Here is a 21,803-nt window from a genome sequence, read left to right as displayed (position 1 = left end):
ATAGGCGCTGAGGTCGCATTAGGCAATTGATTGCTGAAAGCCCATTCCTGCAAATTCGACGGATTGGACTGCGCATTTTGCGGTTTTGTTTTGTCTGATTTAACGCGGACGTTGGTGTTGGAGGCCGTGCATTACTCTGCGAAGCGTGCCCTGCGTGTTTCTCGTGCTGCCGACATTGCACCATGTCGGCAGCGAACGAAACTCAAACCCACTGCGCTTTTACCACGCAGTCGATTAACCTGCGCTTCTGCCAACCGACACCCAGTCAGCGCCGATTCCCTCGACAATTTCCGCCGGATCAAATCGATACGCCATCAACGCCGCTAGGCCGCGGCGTCCGTCGATCGACGCCGGCGCGCTCGTGAAGCCGTGTTTTGCAATCAGTGCAGCTTCGATCGCATCGGCGGCAGCCTTGCCGGTTTCGATCGCGCCCATGGTCCGTCCAACGTTGTGCGCGAGGCCTGCCGCCTGCGTGGCAGCAACACCGAGGGCATGACGCGCGCGCGTAGTGTCGAGCCGATAGAGGCGCGATGCGGCGAGTACGGCACCCAGTACGCCGACTGCCGATGCGACGTTCCAGCGTGCCCGGAACTCGGCACTGTCCACGGCGGCAAGCACGCGCGCCGCTGCTTCGATGCCGATGGCCGCGGCCTGCTGCTGATCGTCGGCGGATGCGCCGATTGCGTCGCCGATCACGACGACGCTTGCGAGTACGGGCACGTCGAATGTCGCATTGACCTTGGCCAGCGTTGCGCCCAGTGTCCATGCGCGCACACGCAGGTCGTTCCCGCCGCCGCCTTGAGATTGAAGTAGTGCGGCAAGTTGCGAAGCATTGGCGGTCGCATCGCGTTCAGATGCGCGTGCGTCAGACAGGCGTGCGTGCGCGGCTTCGAGAGCCGCCTTCGATGAGGCCGCGAGCGGGCCATATGCAAACCCGACGAGTGCGTCCGAGACGGCCGAATGTTGAGCGGTTTCATGCATGATTCAATTCCTCTTGCGGTGCGCAGAGCGCGAACAACGTGTCGAGTGAAGCGGTGCGGTCGAGCGTCTCGACGATAGCCGCGAGTTGGGCCGCTCTGCCTTCGCCGAGAATCGGATCGATCAGCAGGCGCACTTTGCCCATCAGTTCGTCGTCGGTGAGCGGGCGGGCAAGGCTGCCGCGAGCGTGCTCGACATGATGTTCGAGCGTCGCGCCGCTCTTGAGCTTTACGGTGATGAACACCTCGTCGCGATTGACGGACGAGTCCGGCAGCAGAGTCGTGAGTGCGCGAATCTCGCGGACGTCGTCCTGCACGACGCGAGCGTCTTCGTATTGCGCGAGGCCTACGCGCTTGTCACATAGCGCGGCCGCTACGCCGTGAATTGCGCTGAAGCGTGCCTGCAAGCCGTCCTTCGGTTGCGGATTGCCCATCAATTCCGGCACCAGTGGATGGCAACGCAGTGAGATGGTCTCGACGTCGCCGATGTCGTCGATGCGCGGCGCGATTGCGAGCCCTGCGTCGATCGCCGGATGCGCGACGATCCCGCACGGATAGGGCTTATATGTGTTGAAGAGCAACTCCCAGCGCTCACCCATCGCGCCGTTCATCTGGTCGAAGTCGACGCGCGTCGACATCGAATGCGAGTAGCCGCCTGTCGATTCGAAGATATCCGATGCTGCCTCCTGACCCGCCTGCGCGAGACGCGCGGCCGCGATGCCGTTCGAGGCCGCCTTGCCAGGATGATAGGGCTTCGTCATCGTACCGAACGCTTCCCGCTGTCCGACGAACATCGATGCTGCGATCGCGACCGCGTGCGAGAGTTGCGTTTCGTCCAGTCCGAGTAGCAGCGCAGCTGTCGTCGCGCAACCGATTACGCCGCATGTCCCTGTGATGTGCCAGCCACGGTCGTAGTGTTCCGGCGAGATCGACACACCGACTCGCAACTGTGCTTCGCAGCCGAGTGCGAATGCGGTCAGCGCCTCGCGGCCCGAAGGCTTTGCCTCAGGAGCGAGCGCTGTCATGACGGCGAGAATCGATGCCGCCGGATGGATCACGGTCGCGAGATGGGTATCGTCGAAGTCGTCCAGATGGCCGGCAAAGCCCGTGGCGAGCGCGGAGAAATGGACGTCGACACGTTCGCTTCGGCCCAGCACGGGCGCACGCTGGGCGACCCCAAGCTCCTGCGCGGCAGAGAGAATTGCATCGACGCCCGGATGACGTGAAGCGCCAATCGACGTACCGATCACGTTGATGAGCGAACGCCGCGCTTCTCGGGCGACACTGTCAGGCAGGGGACGCTGCGCCAGGGCGTACAAGCCGTGCGCGAATGCGGCGGCAATAGAATTCATTGAGACAACTCCTCGAGTCGAACGCCGTTGGTGCGCGGGCCGAGCACGCCCACCATCACGACAATGACCAACATCGCTGATGAAATCAGCACGAACACGGCAGGCACGCCCGAATGCTTGAGCAATGCCGCCACCCAGAAACCCACGAAGATCGAACTCAGGCGGCTCCAGCTGAATACGAATCCAACTGCTCGCGCGCGAATGCGCGTCGGGTACAACTCCGCCTGATACGTGTGAAAGATGCCGATCAGCCAGTTGTTCGCGATCGTGACGGCCGCCCCGCACAACAGAATCGGCAGGGGATCGCGCGCCATTCCGAACAGTACTCCCGCCACCGCCACGACGATCGCGCAACCCACCAGTTGCCACTTTCGCTGTGCGCGCTCGGCAAAGCACATTGCGCCGACGGCTCCAAGCGGAGTCGTAAAGGCGATCACCATCGTGTAGAGCAGCGAATGCGTGAGCGTGATGCCCTTCGTGAACAGCAATACCGGTACCCACGCGCCGAAGCCGTACACACCGAAGGTCTGGAAAAAGTTGAAGCAGGAGAGCATCACCGTGCGCGGCAGGTAGCGGCCTTTCCACATCTCGATCCACGAACCGGTGCCTTCGGCTTCGTTTGCGTGGGACGTCGCAATGGCCGGCGCCAGCAGCGGTTTTCCCGTCTCGGAGACCACGCGGCGTTCGATGTCGTCAACGATTGCACGCGCTTCGGCATGTCGGCCTTTGCTTTCGAGCCAGCGCGGTGATTCCGGAAGGCCGCGTCGCATGAACCAGATCAGGACGGCGCCCGCCGAACCGATGATCATGACCCAGCGCCATCCTTCCAGGCCGAGCACGGTGTGCGGGACGAGCAGATAAGACAGCACGGCGACGGTCGGCACTGAGGTGAGGATGACCAGAATGCTGAATGCCGAATAACGGCCGCGCGCGTGACTCGGTGTCAACTCGGAAATATAGGTGTCGACAGTAATCAGCTGCACGCCGATGCCGAGACCGGCAACGAAACGCCATGCGTCCATGCCGACTGGGGAGACCTGGAAAGCCGCGGCGAACGTCGCGACCGAGTAGATCAACATGGCAGCGGTGAACACCGCGCGGCGGCCGAGCCTGTCCGTGAAGCCGCCCAGCGCGACCGTGCCGACGAACATGCCCGCGAAAAATGATCCGAGAAAGCTGGCAAAGCCGTTGATGTCGAACATGCTCTCCGTGGTGGCTCGATAGAGTCCGCTATGGATCAGGCCGAGCGAAATGTAGGCGGCCATGAACATCTCATAGAACTCGAACCAGCCGCCGATGGCGATTCGCGCGACCAGGCCGCGAAAATATCGGGTCGGCGGCAGCCGATCGAGCCGGGCGGACACAGTCGCCTCGGCTACGCCCGCCAATGCGACCTCTTTCTCCAGATACATGACAGTCTCCTGAAAACGCACATTTTTGGTTTAGTGTCGACACTTGGCGTAGGATAGGTGATGCGGAGCGGGATAATCAAGGTGTATCGTACTAAGTGTATACACTTAAGTGGCTAAATTTCGCGCGTCCCTGCCACGACGGGCATGCGCGTTAAAATGCGCGTGCAATGGGAGCGCCTTGGCGACAGAGGAAAGAAAATGAAGGAAAGTGACGACGCGCTGGTAGATGTCGACGACATTCCGGAGATGAATAGCGAGAGTCCGCGCGTTGGGGAAATCGTGGACTGGGTGGCGCGAGGCATCATCGAAGGCCGGTTACAGCCCGGCGACGACCTCAATTCGGTCGAGCTTGCGCGACGCTTCAAAGTGAGCCGCACGCCGGTGCGCGAAGCGTTGTTCGTGCTACACCGTGAGCGCATGGTCGACTGGTCGCCGCGGCGCCGGCCGCGTGTTGCGGCGTTGAGTTTGAAAGACGTGCGCGAGATTTATCATCTGCGGGCGCTGCTCTACGCGCAGGTATCACTGGCGATCGTCGAGCATGCGACCGATGAAGATATTGCGTCGCTATGGCAGGCGCACAGTGCGCTGGCGCAGGCCGCTGCGCAGGGCGATGTCGATGCCTATTTCTGGGCCAACGTCGCGTTCCGCGACACAGAACTTTGCGTGAGCCGCAACGCGATCTTCAAGGAAGTGTTCGACTCCATGCGTATGCGGACCAATCGCATGCGCCACCTGAGCACGTCGCTACCGGGTCGCATGCAGCGATCGTGCACGGATCACCAGCGCTTGTGCGAAGCCTACGCCGAACGCGACGGAACGCTCGCCGCAGCGCTCAACCGTTCCATTGTGATGGGCGCGCTGAAATCCATCGAAGACATATGGGTGGCGTGATAACGCTAAACGGTGAACAACGCGCGCAATGACGCGACGTCGTGAACCTCGTCCAGATGATTGATACGCTCGATGAGCCGTTCGGTTTTCTGCTTGCCGAGCACCGGCGTCATGAGGTCTCGCGCCTTCTCATTGACGCCCTCGACTGACAGCGGATTTTCTTTTGTACCTGGCGGGAACCGTGTGGTGTGCGTCAGCGTGCGGCCGTCTGTCGTGGTCACGTCCACGCGCGCGCCACGCGGCGCGGCTGGGTCATTCAGCGCCGGATCGGCGATCACTTTTACTTTCTGCGCCAGTGCGACCATCTTCGGGTCGCGCATCAACGCGACGTCGTGACTGTCCGCGAAGGACACCGCGCCCTTCACCAGCGCGACCGCCACCATGTGTGCACAGTTCACGTCGGGCATGGCGCTGTCGCCGACAATGCCGATGGCGTCTGTCGGCACATGAACTTCGATACTGCGCACGGTATCGGTCGTCAGACTGTTTTCCTTGCGCAACGTGAGGAATGCGTCGAGCGGCGACTGGATCGGATAGCCGACCGAATAGGTTTTGATCGCCGTGTCGGTGACGTAGAAGCGACTCCCGAGACCGTCGAGCATGGCTTCGGGGTTGGGCTGTGTCGAGAGCGCAATGAAAAGATTGTGCGTTCCGTCGAGCACGTCATTCACGCCGGTCATGCCGGACTGCACCATCGTGACGGCCTGCACACCGTTACGCGCACCCATGCCCGCAAAGTCGAAAGCCTTTTCGATGTGGTCCCTGTCTTTCACCCAACTCCACAGGCCGGACTCCTGCTGCGCAGCGTAGGAAATGGCAAAGCGCGTGTTGCGCGCATCGAGTTGCGCGAGCGATGCCGCCGCGCCGACTGCACCGAAAGTCGACGCGGTGCCTTCCGCGCTGCGATGCGACGCGCGCACGAGGTCCGGGCCGAGCGCCATCAGCAGACGGCAAGCCATGTCGTAGCCGAGCGCGACGGCTCGCATCATCGCTTCACCACTGCACTTGTTGGATTCAGCCATCGCAAGCGCTGCGGGCACCACCGAACTGCCGGGATGTGCCTTCGTGACGGGCTCGAAATCGTCGGTCTCGTCGGAGTGGGCGCACATTGCATTGGCGAGCGCGGCGTTCACGCAAGTGGTGTGCAGATTCGATCCAACCACCGATGCCTGGGGCGTGCCGCCAAGACTGCGTACGTAGCGCGTCGCGAGTTCGCCTGGGCGCATGCGAGAACCCGACACCATCGCCCCGAACGTATCGAGAATGTGGTTCTTGCAAGCGATCGCTACGTCGTCAGGCAGCGGCGTGCCGCGCGAGGCCACCATGTACGCAGCAAGGCGCGCGGTGATGTCGGACGAGGTGTTGGGTGAGGAAGGGTTCTGCGCGAACGCGCGCGGAAGGGGTTGAGCCGCCATCGCGGTCAGAGCGGCAGCAGCCTTGATTACATGCCGGCGGCGTGTGCTGATACGGTCTCGCAAGATGTCTCCGTTATCCCGATGTAAAGTCGCGCACCACGATCATCTGGCGACACTTTGTCATTGATAAGTCGGAAAATCAACCGTCGATCGTATTTCTCATCATTAAATGTCGACATTTGGCGGATCAGTTTCTATATTTCTCTCGTGCTCGCATGCTGCGATTGCAAAAACCAGGGTGCTTCGCGCAGGTGCGTTTCGAGGAAGCGCTTGAGCAATTTGATGCGCTGCGGCGTGTGAGGGAGATAGGGCGCAATCCAGCGGATATCGGCGTCGACACGCGCGTAATCAGGAAGGACGCGGACCAGCATGCCGTTGCTGAGGTAGGTGTGAACGTCCCAGTAGGGACGCAAGGCGATGCCATATCCATGCAGTGCCCAGTCGCGAAGCACCTCGCCGTTGTTGCTACGCAATACGCCGCTCACGCGGACATCGACCGGCACATCGCCTTCATGGATTTGCGCATCGTGCGTGGCATCGGCTTGACCCGACACGCGGCTCAGGCGCCAGAGTGCAGCGGGCGTATCGCGGTCGTCGAGCAACAGGCACGCATGCTGACGGAGATCGGAAGGATCGACAGGCGAACCCGCGCGGTCGAGATACGCGCGAGAAGCCACGAGTACACGATGATTCCTCGCCAACGTCGTGACGATGAGATGCGTCGGCGCGGAGGACCATAGCCAGATCGCACAGTCGTAGCCCTCGGCTTGCAGGTCGGGCAAGCGATTGACCAGATCCAGTTCGATGCTGACCTGGGGATAGCTTTGCGTGAATTGCGCGATGAGCGGCGCGAGCCACATGCGCCCGAATCCTACGTTGCAGGCGATACGGATGTTGCCTTGCGGCGTGCCGCTCAGGTCGGTCAGCCGCGATTCGAGATCTTCGAATTCGTGGATCAGACGCGCGGCAAGTTCGCAATACAACTCGCCTTCGGGCGTGACCACGACGGAGCGTGTCGAGCGGCTGAAGAGCCGCACGGAAAGCTGGCTTTCGATATTGGCAAGCCGCTTGGTAACGGCCGCGGTACTGATTTCGAGGCGCCGTGCCGCGCCGGTGAGTGTGCCGCATTCCTTGACGGCGAGAACCAGCACGAGGTCTGCTCGATCTAGCATTATTAACCACAGGTTGAAAAAGATGTGAGCGGAGAACGGATTGTGCGGGCTCTATAACGCCGTAAAAATGAGTCCGGTGAGCTGACTCTAAATAAACACATCGACGGAGACAACCATGGGACGCGAATTTCCGCAGAGAGATTCGTCGCAGTCCGTGTCGTGGTCGGCTGGTGCAGCGACGGCAACATCGGCCAGCGAGCTTCACGAGGCGGGCGCACGCAGTGCCGTCATCACGCCACGCACACCGGGTCAACCCTATGACATCCACGCGCGCATCGACAGGTTGCCGCGCTCGAAGCATCTGCTGAAGATCGTAAGCCGCATTGCGGCCGGCGGCTGGTTCGAATTCTTCGAACTGTACATGCCTGGTTTCATCTCTCTCGGTCTGGTACGCGCCGGCATCTACACCGTCGAGAACAAAGGGCTATTCGACTATCACAGCTTTGCCAGCTTCCTGGCTGCGTTTTTCTTCGGCATGTTCGTCAGTACTGCGGTGTTTGGCTTCGTGCTGGACCGACTCGGCCGCCGGCGCGTCTTCGTCTATTCGATGATCGTCTACTCGATCGCACAACTGTGTATCGCGCTACTCGCCGATCCGTTGTGGATCGATCTTGCGCGTTTCATCGCCGGGCTCGCGGTCGGCATGCAACTGATCAACAACGACTGCTACGTGACCGAGTTGACGCCGCGTGCGAGCAGAGGGCGCTACATGGCGATGACGTACATCTTCGTGCTCTCGGCTATTCCTGTGTCCGCGCTGCTGGCCGCCATTCTGGTGCCGCACGATCCACTCGGCTTCGCCGGCTGGCGATGGGTGGTCGCGATCGGTGCGGTGAGCGGCGTGCTGGTGTTCTTCATTCAGCGCGGTCTGCCGGAATCTCCGCGCTGGCTGGAAGCGCATGGTCGGGAAGCGGAAGCCGATGTGATCGTCGCGCAAATCGAGCAGGCCGTGGAAGAAGAACATGGCAAGCGTTTGCCGCCAGTCGATCCGGCCGAGCGCGGCAAGGTCATCCTCGCGGAACACGGACGCTGGCAGGAGATGTTCGACCGCTTCTATTTGCGTCGCACGTTGCTCATGTCGGTGTTCCAGTTCTCGCAGACGATCGCGGTATTCGGCTTTACTTCATTCGTGCCGCTGCTGCTGATCAAGCACGGTTTTTCGGTGGTGCGTTCGCTGGATTACACGCTGTTGATCGTATTGATGGCGCCGGTTGGGGCGGCTGTGGGCAGCTTCTTCTCCGAGCGCGTCGAACGGAAGTGGCAACTGGTGTTCTGTGCGCTGCTGATCGGAACGGCGGGCAGCATCTTTGCCACGGCTTCGGGTGTGATGGTCGTGGTCGGGGCAGGGGCGTGCATGGCGCTCGGCAATAACTGGCTGATCACGATCTTCCATCCCTATGCAGCCGAACTGTTTCCAACCCGGATTCGTGCGCAGGCGATCGGCTTCACGTTCTGCTGGAGCCGTGTCAGTTCGATGTTCGTCGGTTACTGGGTTGGGGATCTGATGGCCGCTTATGGGCAGTCGGGCGTCTTCGTGATGATCGGTCTTGCCATGGCCGCAATCATTCTCGGCGTCAGTCTCTTTGGACCGAAAACAAATGGCATCAGCCTGGAGACCCTGTCTCCCTGAGGCTCTTCTTTTTTATCTCTATTCACACGCAAAGTATGGAGTCACGGCAATGAAGATTGGCATTCTGAAGGGCGACGACATCGGGCTCGAAGTGGTTCCGGTCGCAGTCGAAGTGATGCGAGCCGCAGCGCACGTATCGAATCTGCAGGTCGAATGGCACGATCTGCCGATCGGTCGGCCGGCCTACGACAAACTCGGCACGACCTTGCCCGACGATACGCTTCCGCGTCTGGAAAAACTGGACGGCTGGATTCTCGGCCCGATCGGTCATATGGCGTATCCGAAGGTGCCCGAAGCGGTGAACCCGCACCCGATCCTGCGCAAGAATTTCGATCTGTTTGCCAATATCCGGCCAGCGCTCAGCTACGAAGGCATTCCGTCTGTTCACCAGAATGTCGATCTGGTCATCGTGCGGGAAAACAATGAAGGCATGCAGCCGGACCGGAACGTCGTGGCCGGTTCGGGCGAATTTCGGCCGACTCACGATGTGACCATTTCGGTCCGTGTGATCACCCGGGCGGGTTCGAGCAAAGTGATCCGCGAGGCTTTCGAACTGGCCCGTTCGCGACGCAAGCGTTTGACCGTGGTCCACAAAAACACCGTGTTCAAACTTGGCTGCGGCATGTTCGTCGAGGAAGCCTACAAGCTCGCCGCCGAATATCCCGACGTCCAGATGGAAGAGGCGATCGTCGACACGTTCGCGATGCGCCTCGTGATGACGCCGCAGAAATACGACGTGGTGGTGACGACCAACATGTTCGGCGACATTCTCAGCGACGAAGCGGCGGGACTGGTGGGCGGACTCGGACTCGCGCCGGGTTTGAGCGCAGGGCCGAAGCATGCGATGGCGCAAGCCACGCACGGTTCAGCACCGGATATCGCCGGGCGCAATATTGCCAATCCCTACGCGATGATCATGTCCGGGCAGATGTTGTTTGAGTGGCTGGGTCGTCGGCATAACGCCGAGGCGGCGCTTTCCGCCGCCGCCAGAATCAACGCGGCCATGAAAAAGATCATGCACGAGAAGCATGCGCTGACGCCCGATCTGGGCGGGACGTCGTCGACGACCGAAATGGGCGCAGCCGTTGTCGAGGCAATTCGAACCGCGTCCTGAGTGTTAGTGACCGTATGACTGCGGCGCGCGCATTTGCGGAATTAAGCGCGTCGATTTTGGAACGCCGCCGACAGGGCGGCGTTTTTTTTTCCTCCAACGGGACGTTCAAACGGCAAGCTCCGCCTTGATCGTGCTCGACGAAAGGCGGAGCTGAAGCACTGTATCCGCTGAGGTGATTTCAATTCTCGAAATAGGTCAAGCCCATCGCGCGCTTGACCTCGGACAGCGTTTCTCCCGCCACTTCCCGCGCGCGCATCGTGCCGCGACGCAAGATGGCCAGTACTTCAGCCCGGTCGGCCGCTAACTCGAGGCGGCGCGTGCGAATGGGTTCGATACGCGACTGGAGTCGCTCGTTCAGCACGCGTTTGACCACGCTATCGCCCAGTCCGCCTCGACGGTAGTGCGCCTTGAGTTCGTCCACCTTCGACACGTCCGGCTCGAACGCGTCCAGAAACGCGAACACGACGTTGCCTTCAACCTGCCCAGGGTCGCTGACCCGCAGGTGGTTCGGATCGGTGTACATGTTGTTGACCGCCTGCGTTATCTCGTCCGGCGTGGCGCCCAGCGCGACGGCGTTCCCGAGGGACTTGCTCATCTTGGCCTTGCCGTCGATGCCGGGCAATCGCGTGACCTGAGACAGCACGGCTTCACACTCGACCAGAACAGCTCGGTCGACCACGTTGTTGAATCGACGCACGAGTTCGTTGGTTTGCTCGATCATCGGTAGCTGGTCATCACCTACTGGAACATGCGTCGCCTTGAACGCCGTGATATCGGCGGCCTGACTGACTGGATAAGTCAGAAAGCCCGCGGGAATGTCGCGCTCGAATTTGCGCAGGCGAATTTCCTCCTTGATCGTGGGATTACGCTCGAGGCGTGCGACCGTGACAAGGTTGAGCAGGTACTGCGATAACTCCGCCAACTCCGGCACTTGCGACTGGATGAAGATGGTCGACTTCGCCGGGTCAATACCCACTGCAAGATAGTCGAGCGCCACTTCGATGACATTCTCCGTGACCTTCTGATGCCGGCCGACGTTGTCCGTCAACGCCTGTGTGTCCGCGAGAAGCAGAAACTGCTGTGACTCGTGCTGAAGTTGGACGCGGGCGCGCAGGGAGCCAATGTAGTGGCCAAGATGAAGCGGACCGGTGGTCCGGTCGCCGGTCAGGATAGTGGGTCGGTTCGCGTGTGTCATAGCTGGAGTCTCTTATTTTTGACACCACCAGCCATTAGCGCGCAGAAACGAAAATGCCGCCAGGACTGGCGGCATCGGGTTTCCGATAAACGTGGGAAAACAGGCCGCCGGGCTTAGGCGTGCCACCAACGATGCAACTGCAGCGAGGTCGTTTTCGTGTTCATGAGTTTGAGTATAGCGCAGCGGTGGAGTGTGCGGTCAAGGTGGGGTAGGACCGGGAAGCGGCCGTTCTACTCGACAAACGTGCGCTGCGTCCTTCTCGCCCGTGGCACGTTGCACTCCATTTTCACTTCACCGAATCCACCAACACCGTCACGAACATGCAATGTAACTCCTATATGGTCGCGAATTCTTACCAAACTTTCAACTTCTTACCGTACCGTGAAAATCAGACTTCTAATTTCTGCGATTCTCGCAGCCGGTCTTACTGCATGTGGCGGGGGCGACATCAGCAGCAATAGCGACAGCGCTGCCGGTGGTAATAATAACGTTGCACCTACGGTCGATAGCAAAGTGCCGACGCTGGCATTTGCCGACCCGCAAAGCTCGTTCGATCTCAATGGCTACACGCAGACGGCGATGTTTCCCCTGCAGTTCGCCACGTCCGGCGCCAATCTGCTGAATGCCGAAGCGTCCGGTGTGACCTATAACAAGGACACCGATTCGCTGTTCGTCGTTGGCGACGGCGCGACCGCGGTCGTGCAGGTTGCGAAAAGCGACGGTCATGTGATCGATTCCATGACGCTCAATGCCGGCGACTTCGAAGACACCGAAGGCATCACCTATGTGGGTGGTGGCAAGTTCGTGCTGGTGGAAGAGCGCCTTCGCCAGATCGATCTGTTCACGTACGTTGCCGGCGGAACACTGCGCAGAGCCGACGTGCAGTCCGTCAAACTGGGTACGACAGTTGGAAACGTCGGTATTGAAGGTGTGACGTTCGACACCAAATCCGGCGGCTACATTGCGGTGCGCCAGTCGCAGCCCACCAGCATTTTCCAGATGGCGGTCAATTTTGCAGGCGGATCGGCGACAGCGCCGGACGGCACGCCCATCCTGCCATCGACGGACAATCCGCCGGTGCTGTTCGATGCGGCCAAAACGGGCCTTTCCGCATTCAACGACGTTTTCTCGCTGTCGAATATCGCACCGAGCAACGCACCGGATTACGGCAGCGTCATCATTATCGGCGCGCCGGATGGCAAGATCGTCAAGATGGATCGCGCGGGCAACCTGCTCGGCACCTTGTACATGAGCGCGACGGCCCAGAACGAGGGTGTGACGATGGGCTCGGACGGTACGATCTACGCCGTCGGTGAACAGGCCGCGGGACCGAGCCTGCCGGGCCTGACCATCTTCAAGCCCACCACCGGTGCGAATAGCGTCGGCATGGGCAGCAATCTGTACCTCACGTTCGATCAAGCGGTGAAGGCCGGTGCGGGCAATATCGTTCTTACCAACGGTGCCGACGATACGCGGACGATTTCCGTGAGCGACGCGTCGCAAGTCACGTTCAGCGGTAACGTGCTAAAGATTCATCCGAAGTTCTACATGGTGGCCGGCACCACGTATCACGTCACCTATCCGGTGGGCGCCATCAAAACGGCAACGGGCAACGATGTTGCGGCAGTGTCCGACGCTTCGACGTTCTCGTTCAAAGCGGTTGGTACTGTCGACCACACCGCGCCGAATCTGACCAGCACTGCACCGGTGAATGGCGCGACGGGCATCGTCGGCAATCACATGACGTTGTCGTTCGATGAAGTCGTGCAGGCGGGCTCGGGTAGCATCGTGTTCAGCAACGGCTCCGATACACGCAGCGTGGCCATCGACGATACGACCCAGGTCAAGTTCAACGGCGGTCGGGTGAGCATCACCCTGGCGACACCGTTACAGGACAACTCCCGCTACACCGTGAAATTGGCCAGCGGCGTTATCACCGACCTGTATGGCAACGCCTATGCGGGCACGTCGACGAGCTTCACCACGGCGGCAGCAGGTGCACCGGCGCCGACGGTGCTGATCTCCGAAGTGAACTCGAACGCGGACGGCGGCCAGGATTTCTTCGAGATCTATAACTACGGCGGCACGGCAATCGATCTGACCGGCTGGAAGTGGGGCGACAGTCACGCCGACGTCAACGACGCCAACAATAGCGCGGCATTCGTGGCCGGTACGACGCTCGCGCCGGGCGAACATCTGGTCGTGGTCCCGGGAGTGCCGGGAACGGACGAGAATACATTCCGCACAACGTGGGGCCTCGCCGGCACCGTTCCGGTCGTTGCAATGCTGAACGTCAACAACGACGCAACGAATCTGATCGGCCTGGGTAAGGGCGATGCCGTGATCGTCTACGACGCAAACGGTAACGTTGCGGCCGCAATGAACTACGGCACACCGATCAGTGCGACGCAGGGCGACGGCACGACGAAGGTGGTTCCTACGGCCACCGGTGCAGACGCCAGCCTCGTTGCCGCTGGAAATCACGCCGGCGCGGTCTTTGTGGGCGGCAATGCGAAGGTTTCCGCCGTATGGGATACCGTTTCGACGGCAACGCCGAACTACGTCAAGGCAGTGGTTGGCGTAAACGGTGGCATTGCCGAACCGCTCAAGCCTGCTTCAATCGGTTCGCCTGGGCAGTAATGCCCGGCCGCTCGGCGGCGCGAGTTTGACGATGAGCCGCCCGATTACGTCGGGCGGCTTTTTTGTTTTTGTGGGGCGCGTGTCGGGCCAATCCTTCGCGCCAAAAAGAAGTCATACGTCACTCAGCGTTCTGCGCAGCGTGTCGCAGAACCATTGCTGGGCGCCCGAATCTTCTGCGTGGGGATACCAGTAAAGGTTCACCTCGAAGGGCTGGATCTGGAACGGGAGCGGCAGGACTTTCATGCGGCCATCGCTAGCGAATGCGTGTGCGACTCGAGTCGGTATGGCAAGAACAAGGTCGGTCGTGGCAATCGAAGAGAACAGACTGGTGAAGTGCGGCACTCGAAGGACGATCTTTCGCTTCAGTCCCATCTCGCTCAGCGCATCTTCGACAAGATGGTGGCCCGTGAATGGAGCCACCACGACATGGTTTGCGGCGACGAATTCTTCGAGCGACAAGGTGTCGCCGATGACTGGATGCGATGCGCTCAGCAGGCAGGAGTAACTCTCGCTGAATAGCGTCGATTTTCTCGTGTCGCCGCCAACCGTCTGCAGATTCCCCACGACGGCATCCACGTACCCGGTCTGTAGCCACTCGGCGACGAGATGGCTGTCGATTTGAACGATCTCGAGTCCGACCGAAGGGGCAATGGCCTGAAACTCGCGAATCAGGAACGGCAGAAAATAAAGTTCACCGAGGTCGGAGAGCGCCAGCCTGAAAGTGCGTTCCGACTTCGTCGGGTCGAACTGCCGCGTCGCCGATATGGCTGACTCGATGCTACTCACCGCCTGCCTGAACGAACTGAACAGTTGCGTCGCGTTGAACGTTGGAACCATCCCGTCGCGCGTGCGGGTGAAAAGCGGGTCCTGGAGCAGGTCGCGTAGTCGGGTCAGCGAGTAGCTTACCGATGGCTGAGTAATGTTCAGACGCTTCGCCGCGCCGCTCACGCTCTGCGTTTCGTAGATGGCGACGAACGTTCGTATGAGGTTCAGATCGATGCTCATGGACACTACCTATATAGATGGTGTCTATTATAAGAACATAAAAGCGATGATTGGTCTTATTCCGCGGGCGCTCATACCATTTGATCCATCGAACGGAAATGACGCTATGAAGACCATTCACCAAGCCTGCTACGAGATTCTGCGCCATCAGGGCCTGACGACTTTCTTCGGAAACCCGGGTTCGAACGAACTCCCGTTTCTTAAAGACTTTCCCGACGACTTCAACTACATCCTTGGCCTGCACGAAGGTGCAGTGGTCGGTATGGCGGACGGCTACGCCCAGGCAACCGGGCGTCCTGCCTTCGTGAATCTGCACTCGGCAGCGGGCACGGGTAACGCCATGGGAGCACTCGCCAATGCGTGGAACTCGCACACGCCGCTCGTCGTAACGGCGGGTCAACAGGTCCGCGCGATGGTCGGCGTCGAAGCGCTGCTGGCGAATGTTGATGCCGCTTCGCTGCCGAAGCCGCTGGTCAAGTGGAGTTCGGAGCCGTCCTGCGCGCAGGAGGTGCCGTTGGCGCTGAGCCGCGCGATTCACACCGCAGGCACGGGGGCGAAGGGCCCGGTCTATCTGTCGGTTCCATATGACGACTGGAAACAGGAAGCCGCGTCGGGTGTCGAATATCTCGCCAGCCGTCGGGTTGAAATGGCCGGTGTTCCTGCGCCGGCAAGGCTCCAGGAACTCGCGCGCGAACTGGAGCAGGCGAAGAATCCGGCGATGATCGTCGGACCGGACGTCGACGCCAGCCATGCCAATGGCTTCGCCGTGGCGCTCGCGGAAAAGCTCGCCATGCCGGTCTGGATGGCGCCCTCGGCTCCACGCTGTTCTTTCCCGACGACCCATCCCTCGTTCCGGGGTCTTCTGCCTGCGGGTATTGCCAGCATCAGCCGACTGCTCGAAGGTCATGATCTGGTGCTCGTGGTGGGCGCGCCCGTGTTCCGCTATCACCAGTACGAACCTGGCGAATTCTTGCCCCAAGGCACGCGGCTCATGGCCATCACCTGCGACATCAACGAGGCAACGCGCGCGCCGATGGGCGACGCCATCATCGCGGAAATCGCGCCGACCCTCGAAGCGCTGAATAACGTGGTCTCCAGGACGTCGCGTCCCATGCCGGCCGCCGTGCGCCGGCCGCAACCGGCACCTGTCGAAGCGGGACGTCTGGCGCCGGAGCGGGTGTTCGACATTCTCGACGAGATGGCGCCGCGTGACGCGATCTACGTGAACGAGTCGACGTCGACCACGAACATCCTGTGGCAGCGTCTGCGCATGACAGAACAGGGTAGCTACTATTTCGCCGCCGCCGGCGGTCTCGGATTCGCCCTGCCGGCAGCGGTCGGTATCCAGCTGGCCAGGCCCGAGCGGCGCGTGATTGGTGTGATTGGCGACGGCTCCGCGAACTACGGCATTCAGGCACTCTGGACGGCCGCCCAATACAACATACCGACCATCTTCATCATCATGAAGAATGGCACGTACGGTGCGTTGCGCTGGTTCGCCGGCGTCCTGCAGGCCGAGAACGTGCCGGGTCTCGATGTTCCCGGCCTGGACTTCTGCGCGCTTGCACGAGGCTATGGCGTCGAAGCCCTGCACGCCGATTCGGCTGACTCGCTCACCTCTGCCTTGCGACACGCACTTGCCGGAAACAGGCCCGTGCTGATCGAAGTCGAGACTCGGGCTTAAGGCGCAGAGATATCGAGTCATGAAAAAGCTCGTCAATGTCGCGGATTTTCGCGCAAGCGCCAAGGCCCGTCTTCCCCGCATGGTCTTCGATTATCTCGAAGGCGGAGCAGAGGACGAACTGGGGCTTCGTCATAACCAGGATGCTTTCCGCAAAATCAAGTTCGCGCCGCGCCGTCTTGTCGATGTCAGCGTGCGCAATATGCAAGTCGACATTCTCGGCAAGGCGGCGAGCGCGCCACTCGTCATTGCACCTACCGGTCTGAACGGCATTTTCTGGCCTGATGGCGATATCGCCCTCGCGCGCGCCGCGGGCAATTTCGGCATCCCTTTTGCGTTGTCCACGGCATCCAACGCTTCGATCGAAGAGGTGGCAAACGCGGCGACGGGCGAAATCTGGTTCCAGCTGTATGTGGTTCATCGCCGACTAGCGGAGTTGCTGGTCAGACGCGCACTCGCAGCGGGTTACACGACGCTCATCCTCACTACCGATGTTGGTGTGAACGGCAAGCGCGAACGTGACCTGAGAAACGGCTTCGGCATGCCGATGCGCTATTCCGTGAAAACGATTCTCGACGGTGTATTGCATCCGCGCTGGTCGCTGGATCTCGTCACACATGGGATGCCGCAACTGGCGAACTTCGCCAGTCAGGACGTGCAGGACACAGAACTGCAGGCCGCGCTGATGAGCCGTCAGATGGATGCGAGTTTTGCATGGAACGACCTGAAATGGCTTCGTGACCTGTGGCCGCACAAGTTGTTGATCAAGGGCATCAGCCGGGTCGACGATGCGCGCCGCTGCATCGAGTTGGGCGCAGACGGTGTGATTCTCTCGAATCACGGCGGTAGACAACTGGACAGCGCCATTGCGCCCGTCGAAGTACTGCAGGAAACCGCGAGAAGTATTGCCGCGCCTGTTTTCATCGACAGCGGCATTCGCCGCGGTTCCGATGTCGTCAAGGCTATAGCATTAGGCGCAAGCGCGGTGCTCCTTGGGCGCGCAACGCTATATGGCCTGGCCTCATCCGGCGAGGCCGGCGTCAATGAAGTGCTCTCGCTCCTCAGGAGCGAAATCGACACGACGCTCGCGCAGGTGGGTTGCCCGTCGGCCAGCCAGTTGAATCCCGATTTTTTGTGGAAGCGTGGTGACAGCTTCGCCACTGAACCGCACACCGTTGACCCCGTCTCCGCGTAAAAGGTCGCCGCCATGGAAGAAATTCAGATCACCGGTTTGCGCGCACGCGCTGTCAACGTGCCGCTTCAATATCCTGTCAAAACGGCCGTTGGCGTTGTCGCTACGTCGCCGCTGGTGCTGATCGATCTGCTCACGAACGCGAACGTCACCGGCCACGCATACGTGTTCACCTACACGCCGCTGGCGCTGAAGCCGACGCTACGGATGGTCGAAGAACTCGAAGCGCTGGTCAAAGGTATGCCGCTGTCTCCTCATGCTATCGACCGCGCTCTCGACGCACGCTTCCGTCTGATCGGTAACACGGGTGTGGTTCGTATGGCGACTGCCGGCATCGACATGGCCGCATGGGACGCGAAGGCCAAGGCTCATCGACTGCCGCTCGTCGAGTTGCTGGGCGGAAAGGCGCGACCGCTCGCTGCGTACGACAGTCACAGCATGGACGACGTGGAGTTGGGCACCCGACGCGCGCGCGACGCAGTGGAAGCCGGCTTCAAGGCTGTCAAAACCAAAATCGGTTACACGACGCTCGACCACGATCTGAAGGTTGTGCGCGCCTTGAAGCAGGTGACCGGTGAATCGACGGAACTGATGGTCGACTACAACCAGGGTCTGTCGGTTCCGGAGGCGAAGCGTCGGGGCCGTGCACTGGAATCTGAAGGTATTTCTTGGATTGAAGAGCCGACGCTACAGCACGATTACGCCGGTCACGCGTCGATCCGCAAGGCGCTGAAGATTCCGGTCCAGACGGGCGAAAACTGGTTTGGTCCTGACGAGATGCAGAAAGCCGTCGATAGCGGCGCATGCGATTTCTGCATGCCGGACCTCATGAAAATCGGCGGCGTGACGGGGTGGATGAAGGCGAGCGCTATCGCCGAGCAAAACGGCTTGCCGATGTCCAGCCATATTTTTCAAGAGTTCAGCGCACACGTTCTTGCAGTGAGCCCCACCGCGCATCTGCTCGAGCGAATGGACCTTGCCGGCCCCATCCTCGAACCGGTTCTGCAATTCAGGGAGGGCCGTGCTCACTTCGGCAACGAAGCGGGCGCGGGTATCCGATGGAATGAAGACCGAGTAAGCCGCTACCTGATTTGAAGCGGGTATCGAACACATAACAGCCAAAACGAAGGTCAATACATTAGCTTTACTAATCAAAAGCCGAGCAGAGCTTTGATGATTTTACATTGGAGACAAAAAATGGACGTTAACGCCCCCGCTGGTGACGCACTTTTCAATACTCGCCTCAATTCCATGCATCTCATGGTGATGTTCTGGTGCTCCATGTTGATGCTTTTCGACGGGTACGACCTGGTGATCTACGGGTCGATCCTTCCGCAGCTCATGCACGACTGGGAACTGTCGCCCGTTACCGCAGGCTTTATCGGCAGCAGTGCGCTATTCGGGATGATGGTCGGTGCCTTGACGCTGGGCAGCTCTTCCGACCGGTTCGGCCGACGACGCATCATTCTGCTTTGCCTCGTCGTGTTCGGCATCGCGGCGTTGGGCAATGCGTTCTGTACGAACACGACGGAATTTGCCTTGTGCAGATTTCTGACCGGCATAGGCCTTGGCGGCATGGTTCCAAACATCGTCGCCCTGATGACCGAAATAGCGCCGCGCAGCAAGCGTAACGTCATGGTGACCATCATGCTCAGCTTCTTTTCGGTAGGCGGCGTTATCGCGGCGCTGCTGGGCAAAGCGATCACGCCGGAATTCGGCTGGCGCGCGAACTTCCTGATTGCCGGCATCCCGCTGCTGTGCTTTCCGGTGTTCTACAAATGGCTGCCGGAATCCATCAGCTTTCTGATTGCCCAGAAGCGATTCCGCGAGGCCGAGCCTATCCTGCGTCGCTATGCACCGGATTTCAAAGGCACCGCCGCCAGCCTCGCAGCAGTCAGTGAAGATGGCGTGAAGGCTCGCATGCGCACCGTCGAGTTGTTCGCGAATGGGCGCGCATTCGATACGTTTCTGCTCTGGATCGCGTTCGGCATGTGCATGCTGATGGTCTACGGACTGAATACCTGGTTGCCCAAGCTGATGGCCGCAAACGGATATCCGCTCGGTTCGAGTCTGACGTTCCTGATTACGCTGAACGTCGGCGCTGTCGCCGGCGGTTTGTTCAGCGGCTGGCTTGCAGACCGTCATGGTGGCAAACCGACGCTGATCCTGTTCTTCGCGATTGCTGCGGTTTCGATTGCGTTGCTGGGATACAGACAGTCTCCGGTCGTGTTGAATATCCTGCTGATTGCAGCCGGAGCAACCACCATCGGGACGCTGTGCATCGTGCACGCGTTCGCTGCGCAACTCTATCCGGCCGCTATCCGCTCGACGGGTGTAGGTTGGGCGGCGGCCGCAGGGCGGTTTGGCGCGGTCGCGGGACCTGCGCTCGGTGGTTATCTCCTGAGCCAGAAATTCCCCATCAACTTCAGTTTTCTGGTTTTCGCGGTGCCGGGGGTGGTGGCTGCTATCGCGGTAGTACTGATTTCAAATCGCCGCACCAGCGTCGCGAACCCGATGGCTACGCTGGCTCCGCACGCCGAGTGAGCGTTCGAATAAAGTCTACACATGCATCACGGAGAAAGAACATGAGCAATATCGGTCATTCAGAAGTATGGAACGGGAACATCTTTTCAGATGGATGGAAGAAGGCGACGGGTGGAACGCAGACCGTGGTCGAACCGGCAACGGGGGAGAACATCGGGGTGATCGGTGTCGGTTCGCCTGAGGACATCGACCACGCTGTCATCTCTGCGACGAAGGCCCAGCAAACTTGGGCGGCAACGCCATTCGATCAACGTGCGGCCATTCTGCGGGAAGCCGCCCGGCTCTTGAAAGAGCGCGCGCCGGAGATCAACGATTGGAACATCCGTGAGTGCGGCTCGACGCGGCCAAAGGCTGAGTGGGAATTGCACGCCACGTACGAACAACTGCAGATGGCGGCCGCGCTGCCGATGCAGCCGGATGGCGCGCTTTACCCTTCCGCGATGCCGGGCCGTATGAATATCTGTCGTCACGTGCCCATTGGTGTGGTCGGCGTCATCGCGCCATGGAATTTCCCGATTCTTCTGGGGATGCGGTCTGTTGCGCCTGCGCTTGCGCTCGGCAACGCCGTCATTCTCAAGCCGGATCCGCAGAGCGGCGTAGCAGGCGGTCTGCTGCTCGCCAAGGTGTTCGAAGACGCGGGTCTCCCGGTCGGCGTTCTGCACGTTATTCCGGGCGGACCGGCAGCAGGGGACGCGCTCGTTCGTCACCCGAAGGTCGGCATGATCTCGTTCACGGGCTCCACGGCCGTCGGCCGTTCGATCGGCGAAATCTGCGGACGCATGCTGAAGAAGGTCGCGCTCGAACTCGGCGGCAACAATGCGATCGTCGTGCTCGACGATGCGGACATCGAAGCGGCCACTTCCAGCGGTGCGTGGGGCTCGTTTCTTCATCAAGGCCAGATCTGCATGCAGACAGGGCGCCACCTCGTGCATCGCTCTATCGCCGAAAAGTACGCACAGCGACTGGCCGAGCGAGCCCGCCAGCTCGCGGTTGGCAATCCCGCTCTGGAGCAGGTCCATCTGGGACCGTTGATCAACCAGAAGCAACGCGACCGTATCGACGACATCGTGCAAACGAGCGTCAGCGCAGGCGCGACTATTCTGACTGGCGGACGTTATCGCGGTCTCTTTTACGAACCGACGGTTCTCACTGGCGTGATGCCCGGCATGGCTGCATATGACCAGGAGATTTTCGGCCCCGTAGCACCGATCACTGTCTTCGATAGCGACGAAGAGGCGGTGGAACTCGTGAACGTCTCAGAGTACGGGCTTGCTGCCGCCGTCCACACGCAATCCATGTCGCGCGGTCTGGCCATCTCGTCGAGAATTCGCGCCGGCATGGTGCATGTCAACGATCAGACGGTGAACAACGAGTTTCACGTGCCATTCGGCGGAATGGGTGCGTCGGGGAACGGCGGACGTTTTGGCGGACCGGCAAACGTGCACGAGTTTACTCAAACGCAATGGGTCAGTTTGATGGATAAGCCGATTCAGTATCCGTTCTGAGGTGCGCGAGCAAGAAGGAAGACCGTCGAGCTCTTAACGCAAATATCGCTTAGCTGCGGTTCAAAATCCGGCGCTATG

At 60.4% G+C, this 21,803-nt stretch carries 16 protein-coding genes; 9 read left to right on the top strand and 7 right to left on the bottom strand.

Annotated features, from left to right (window positions below; genetic code table 11):
• Positions 1-234 precede the first annotated feature (234 nt).
• Genes P3T18_RS01210 through P3T18_RS01200 form a run of 3 tightly spaced genes read right to left on the bottom strand, consistent with a single transcriptional unit; the run spans position 235 to position 3,741 of the window.
• Positions 235-981: an MmgE/PrpD family protein gene (locus tag P3T18_RS01210; protein ID WP_429298082.1), complete on the bottom strand. Its 747-nt coding sequence runs from the start codon at positions 979-981 to the stop codon at positions 235-237.
• The gene (locus P3T18_RS01205) at positions 974-2,329 is read right to left on the bottom strand and encodes an MmgE/PrpD family protein (RefSeq protein WP_429298081.1); all 1,356 of its coding nucleotides are present in this window, start codon (positions 2,327-2,329) and stop codon (positions 974-976) included. Before P3T18_RS01205 ends, P3T18_RS01210 begins: the two co-directional genes overlap by 8 nt.
• Positions 2,326-3,741 (bottom strand): MFS transporter, encoded by a 1,416-nt coding sequence (locus P3T18_RS01200; RefSeq protein ID WP_429298080.1) that lies wholly within the window; start codon positions 3,739-3,741, stop codon positions 2,326-2,328. Before P3T18_RS01200 ends, P3T18_RS01205 begins: the two co-directional genes overlap by 4 nt.
• A 198-nt stretch (positions 3,742-3,939) precedes the next feature.
• Between P3T18_RS01200 and P3T18_RS01195 the strand changes: the two genes are divergently transcribed.
• On the top strand, positions 3,940-4,632 hold the full coding sequence (locus tag P3T18_RS01195) for a GntR family transcriptional regulator (RefSeq protein ID WP_429298079.1): 693 nt from the start codon (positions 3,940-3,942) through the stop codon (positions 4,630-4,632).
• 5 nt (positions 4,633-4,637) lie between these two features.
• On the opposite strand, the gene P3T18_RS01190 is transcribed toward P3T18_RS01195, so the two are convergent.
• Together P3T18_RS01190 and P3T18_RS01185 are read right to left on the bottom strand one after the other, a co-directional pair.
• Positions 4,638-6,110, bottom strand: coding sequence for an MmgE/PrpD family protein (locus P3T18_RS01190; RefSeq protein ID WP_429298078.1), 1,473 nt, complete (start codon positions 6,108-6,110; stop codon positions 4,638-4,640).
• Between the two features lie 131 nt (positions 6,111-6,241).
• Positions 6,242-7,219, bottom strand: a complete 978-nt coding sequence (locus P3T18_RS01185; protein ID WP_429298077.1) for a LysR family transcriptional regulator — start codon at positions 7,217-7,219, stop codon at positions 6,242-6,244.
• 115 nt (positions 7,220-7,334) lie between these two features.
• On the opposite strand from P3T18_RS01185, the gene P3T18_RS01180 reads away from it, so the two are divergent.
• Together P3T18_RS01180 and P3T18_RS01175 are read left to right on the top strand one after the other, a co-directional pair.
• A complete protein-coding gene (locus P3T18_RS01180; protein ID WP_429298076.1) occupies positions 7,335-8,849 on the top strand; it encodes an MFS transporter in 1,515 nt (504 codons plus the stop codon).
• Between the two features lie 49 nt (positions 8,850-8,898).
• Entirely contained in the window at positions 8,899-9,963 is a 1,065-nt protein-coding gene (locus P3T18_RS01175) for an isocitrate/isopropylmalate dehydrogenase family protein (RefSeq protein ID WP_429298075.1), read from the top strand.
• 178 nt (positions 9,964-10,141) lie between these two features.
• On the opposite strand, the gene trpS is transcribed toward P3T18_RS01175, so the two are convergent.
• Positions 10,142-11,158, bottom strand: coding sequence for a tryptophan--tRNA ligase (gene trpS, locus P3T18_RS01170; RefSeq protein WP_429298074.1), 1,017 nt, complete (start codon positions 11,156-11,158; stop codon positions 10,142-10,144).
• Positions 11,159-11,431: 273 nt separating this feature from the next.
• Between trpS and P3T18_RS01165 the strand changes: the two genes are divergently transcribed.
• Positions 11,432-13,798, top strand: coding sequence for an SdiA-regulated domain-containing protein (locus P3T18_RS01165; RefSeq protein WP_429298073.1), 2,367 nt, complete (start codon positions 11,432-11,434; stop codon positions 13,796-13,798).
• 111 nt (positions 13,799-13,909) lie between these two features.
• Here P3T18_RS01165 and P3T18_RS01160 read toward each other — a convergent pair whose 3' ends face one another.
• On the bottom strand, positions 13,910-14,803 hold the full coding sequence (locus P3T18_RS01160) for a LysR family transcriptional regulator (RefSeq protein ID WP_429298072.1): 894 nt from the start codon (positions 14,801-14,803) through the stop codon (positions 13,910-13,912).
• A gap of 106 nt (positions 14,804-14,909) precedes the next feature.
• On the opposite strand from P3T18_RS01160, the gene mdlC reads away from it, so the two are divergent.
• The 5 genes from mdlC (at position 14,910) to P3T18_RS01135 (ending at position 21,725) form a co-directional block, all read left to right on the top strand.
• Positions 14,910-16,487: a benzoylformate decarboxylase gene (gene mdlC, locus P3T18_RS01155; RefSeq protein WP_429298071.1), complete on the top strand. Its 1,578-nt coding sequence runs from the start codon at positions 14,910-14,912 to the stop codon at positions 16,485-16,487.
• Positions 16,488-16,506: 19 nt separating this feature from the next.
• Positions 16,507-17,679 carry an alpha-hydroxy-acid oxidizing protein gene (locus tag P3T18_RS01150; RefSeq protein ID WP_429298070.1) on the top strand — a complete coding sequence of 391 codons (1,173 nt, stop codon included), beginning with the start codon at positions 16,507-16,509 and terminating at the stop codon, positions 17,677-17,679.
• Between the two features lie 12 nt (positions 17,680-17,691).
• Positions 17,692-18,771, top strand: a complete 1,080-nt coding sequence (locus tag P3T18_RS01145; RefSeq protein ID WP_429298069.1) for an enolase C-terminal domain-like protein — start codon at positions 17,692-17,694, stop codon at positions 18,769-18,771.
• A 78-nt stretch (positions 18,772-18,849) separates the two neighbouring features.
• The gene (locus P3T18_RS01140; protein WP_429299014.1) at positions 18,850-20,220 is read left to right on the top strand and encodes an MFS transporter; all 1,371 of its coding nucleotides are present in this window, start codon (positions 18,850-18,852) and stop codon (positions 20,218-20,220) included.
• A 41-nt stretch (positions 20,221-20,261) separates the two neighbouring features.
• A complete protein-coding gene (locus P3T18_RS01135) occupies positions 20,262-21,725 on the top strand; it encodes a benzaldehyde dehydrogenase (protein WP_429299013.1) in 1,464 nt (487 codons plus the stop codon).
• Positions 21,726-21,803 lie beyond the last annotated feature (78 nt).

This window comes from Paraburkholderia sp. GAS199, from assembly GCF_050436585.1.
Lineage (GTDB): Bacteria > Pseudomonadota > Gammaproteobacteria > Burkholderiales > Burkholderiaceae > Paraburkholderia.
The sequence above is the reverse complement of the archived record's forward strand: the minus strand, read 5'-3'. Positions and strand labels throughout refer to the sequence as shown.

Bases quoted from the DNA above. Each gene is read 5' to 3' on its own strand.
- P3T18_RS01210 (WP_429298082.1), bottom strand. From the start codon at position 981: ATGCATGAAACCGCTCAACATTCGGCCGTCTCGGACGCACTCGTCGGG.
- P3T18_RS01205 (WP_429298081.1), bottom strand. From the start codon at position 2,329: ATGAATTCTATTGCCGCCGCATTCGCGCACGGCTTGTACGCCCTGGCG.
- P3T18_RS01200 (WP_429298080.1), bottom strand. From the start codon at position 3,741: ATGTATCTGGAGAAAGAGGTCGCATTGGCGGGCGTAGCCGAGGCGACT.
- P3T18_RS01195 (WP_429298079.1), top strand. From the start codon at position 3,940: ATGAAGGAAAGTGACGACGCGCTGGTAGATGTCGACGACATTCCGGAG.
- P3T18_RS01185 (WP_429298077.1), bottom strand. From the start codon at position 7,219: ATGCTAGATCGAGCAGACCTCGTGCTGGTTCTCGCCGTCAAGGAATGC.
- P3T18_RS01180 (WP_429298076.1), top strand. From the start codon at position 7,335: ATGGGACGCGAATTTCCGCAGAGAGATTCGTCGCAGTCCGTGTCGTGG.
- P3T18_RS01175 (WP_429298075.1), top strand. From the start codon at position 8,899: ATGAAGATTGGCATTCTGAAGGGCGACGACATCGGGCTCGAAGTGGTT.
- trpS (WP_429298074.1), bottom strand. From the start codon at position 11,158: ATGACACACGCGAACCGACCCACTATCCTGACCGGCGACCGGACCACC.
- P3T18_RS01160 (WP_429298072.1), bottom strand. From the start codon at position 14,803: ATGAGCATCGATCTGAACCTCATACGAACGTTCGTCGCCATCTACGAA.
- mdlC (WP_429298071.1), top strand. From the start codon at position 14,910: ATGAAGACCATTCACCAAGCCTGCTACGAGATTCTGCGCCATCAGGGC.
- P3T18_RS01150 (WP_429298070.1), top strand. From the start codon at position 16,507: ATGAAAAAGCTCGTCAATGTCGCGGATTTTCGCGCAAGCGCCAAGGCC.
- P3T18_RS01145 (WP_429298069.1), top strand. From the start codon at position 17,692: ATGGAAGAAATTCAGATCACCGGTTTGCGCGCACGCGCTGTCAACGTG.
- P3T18_RS01140 (WP_429299014.1), top strand. From the start codon at position 18,850: ATGATTTTACATTGGAGACAAAAAATGGACGTTAACGCCCCCGCTGGT.
- P3T18_RS01135 (WP_429299013.1), top strand. From the start codon at position 20,262: ATGAGCAATATCGGTCATTCAGAAGTATGGAACGGGAACATCTTTTCA.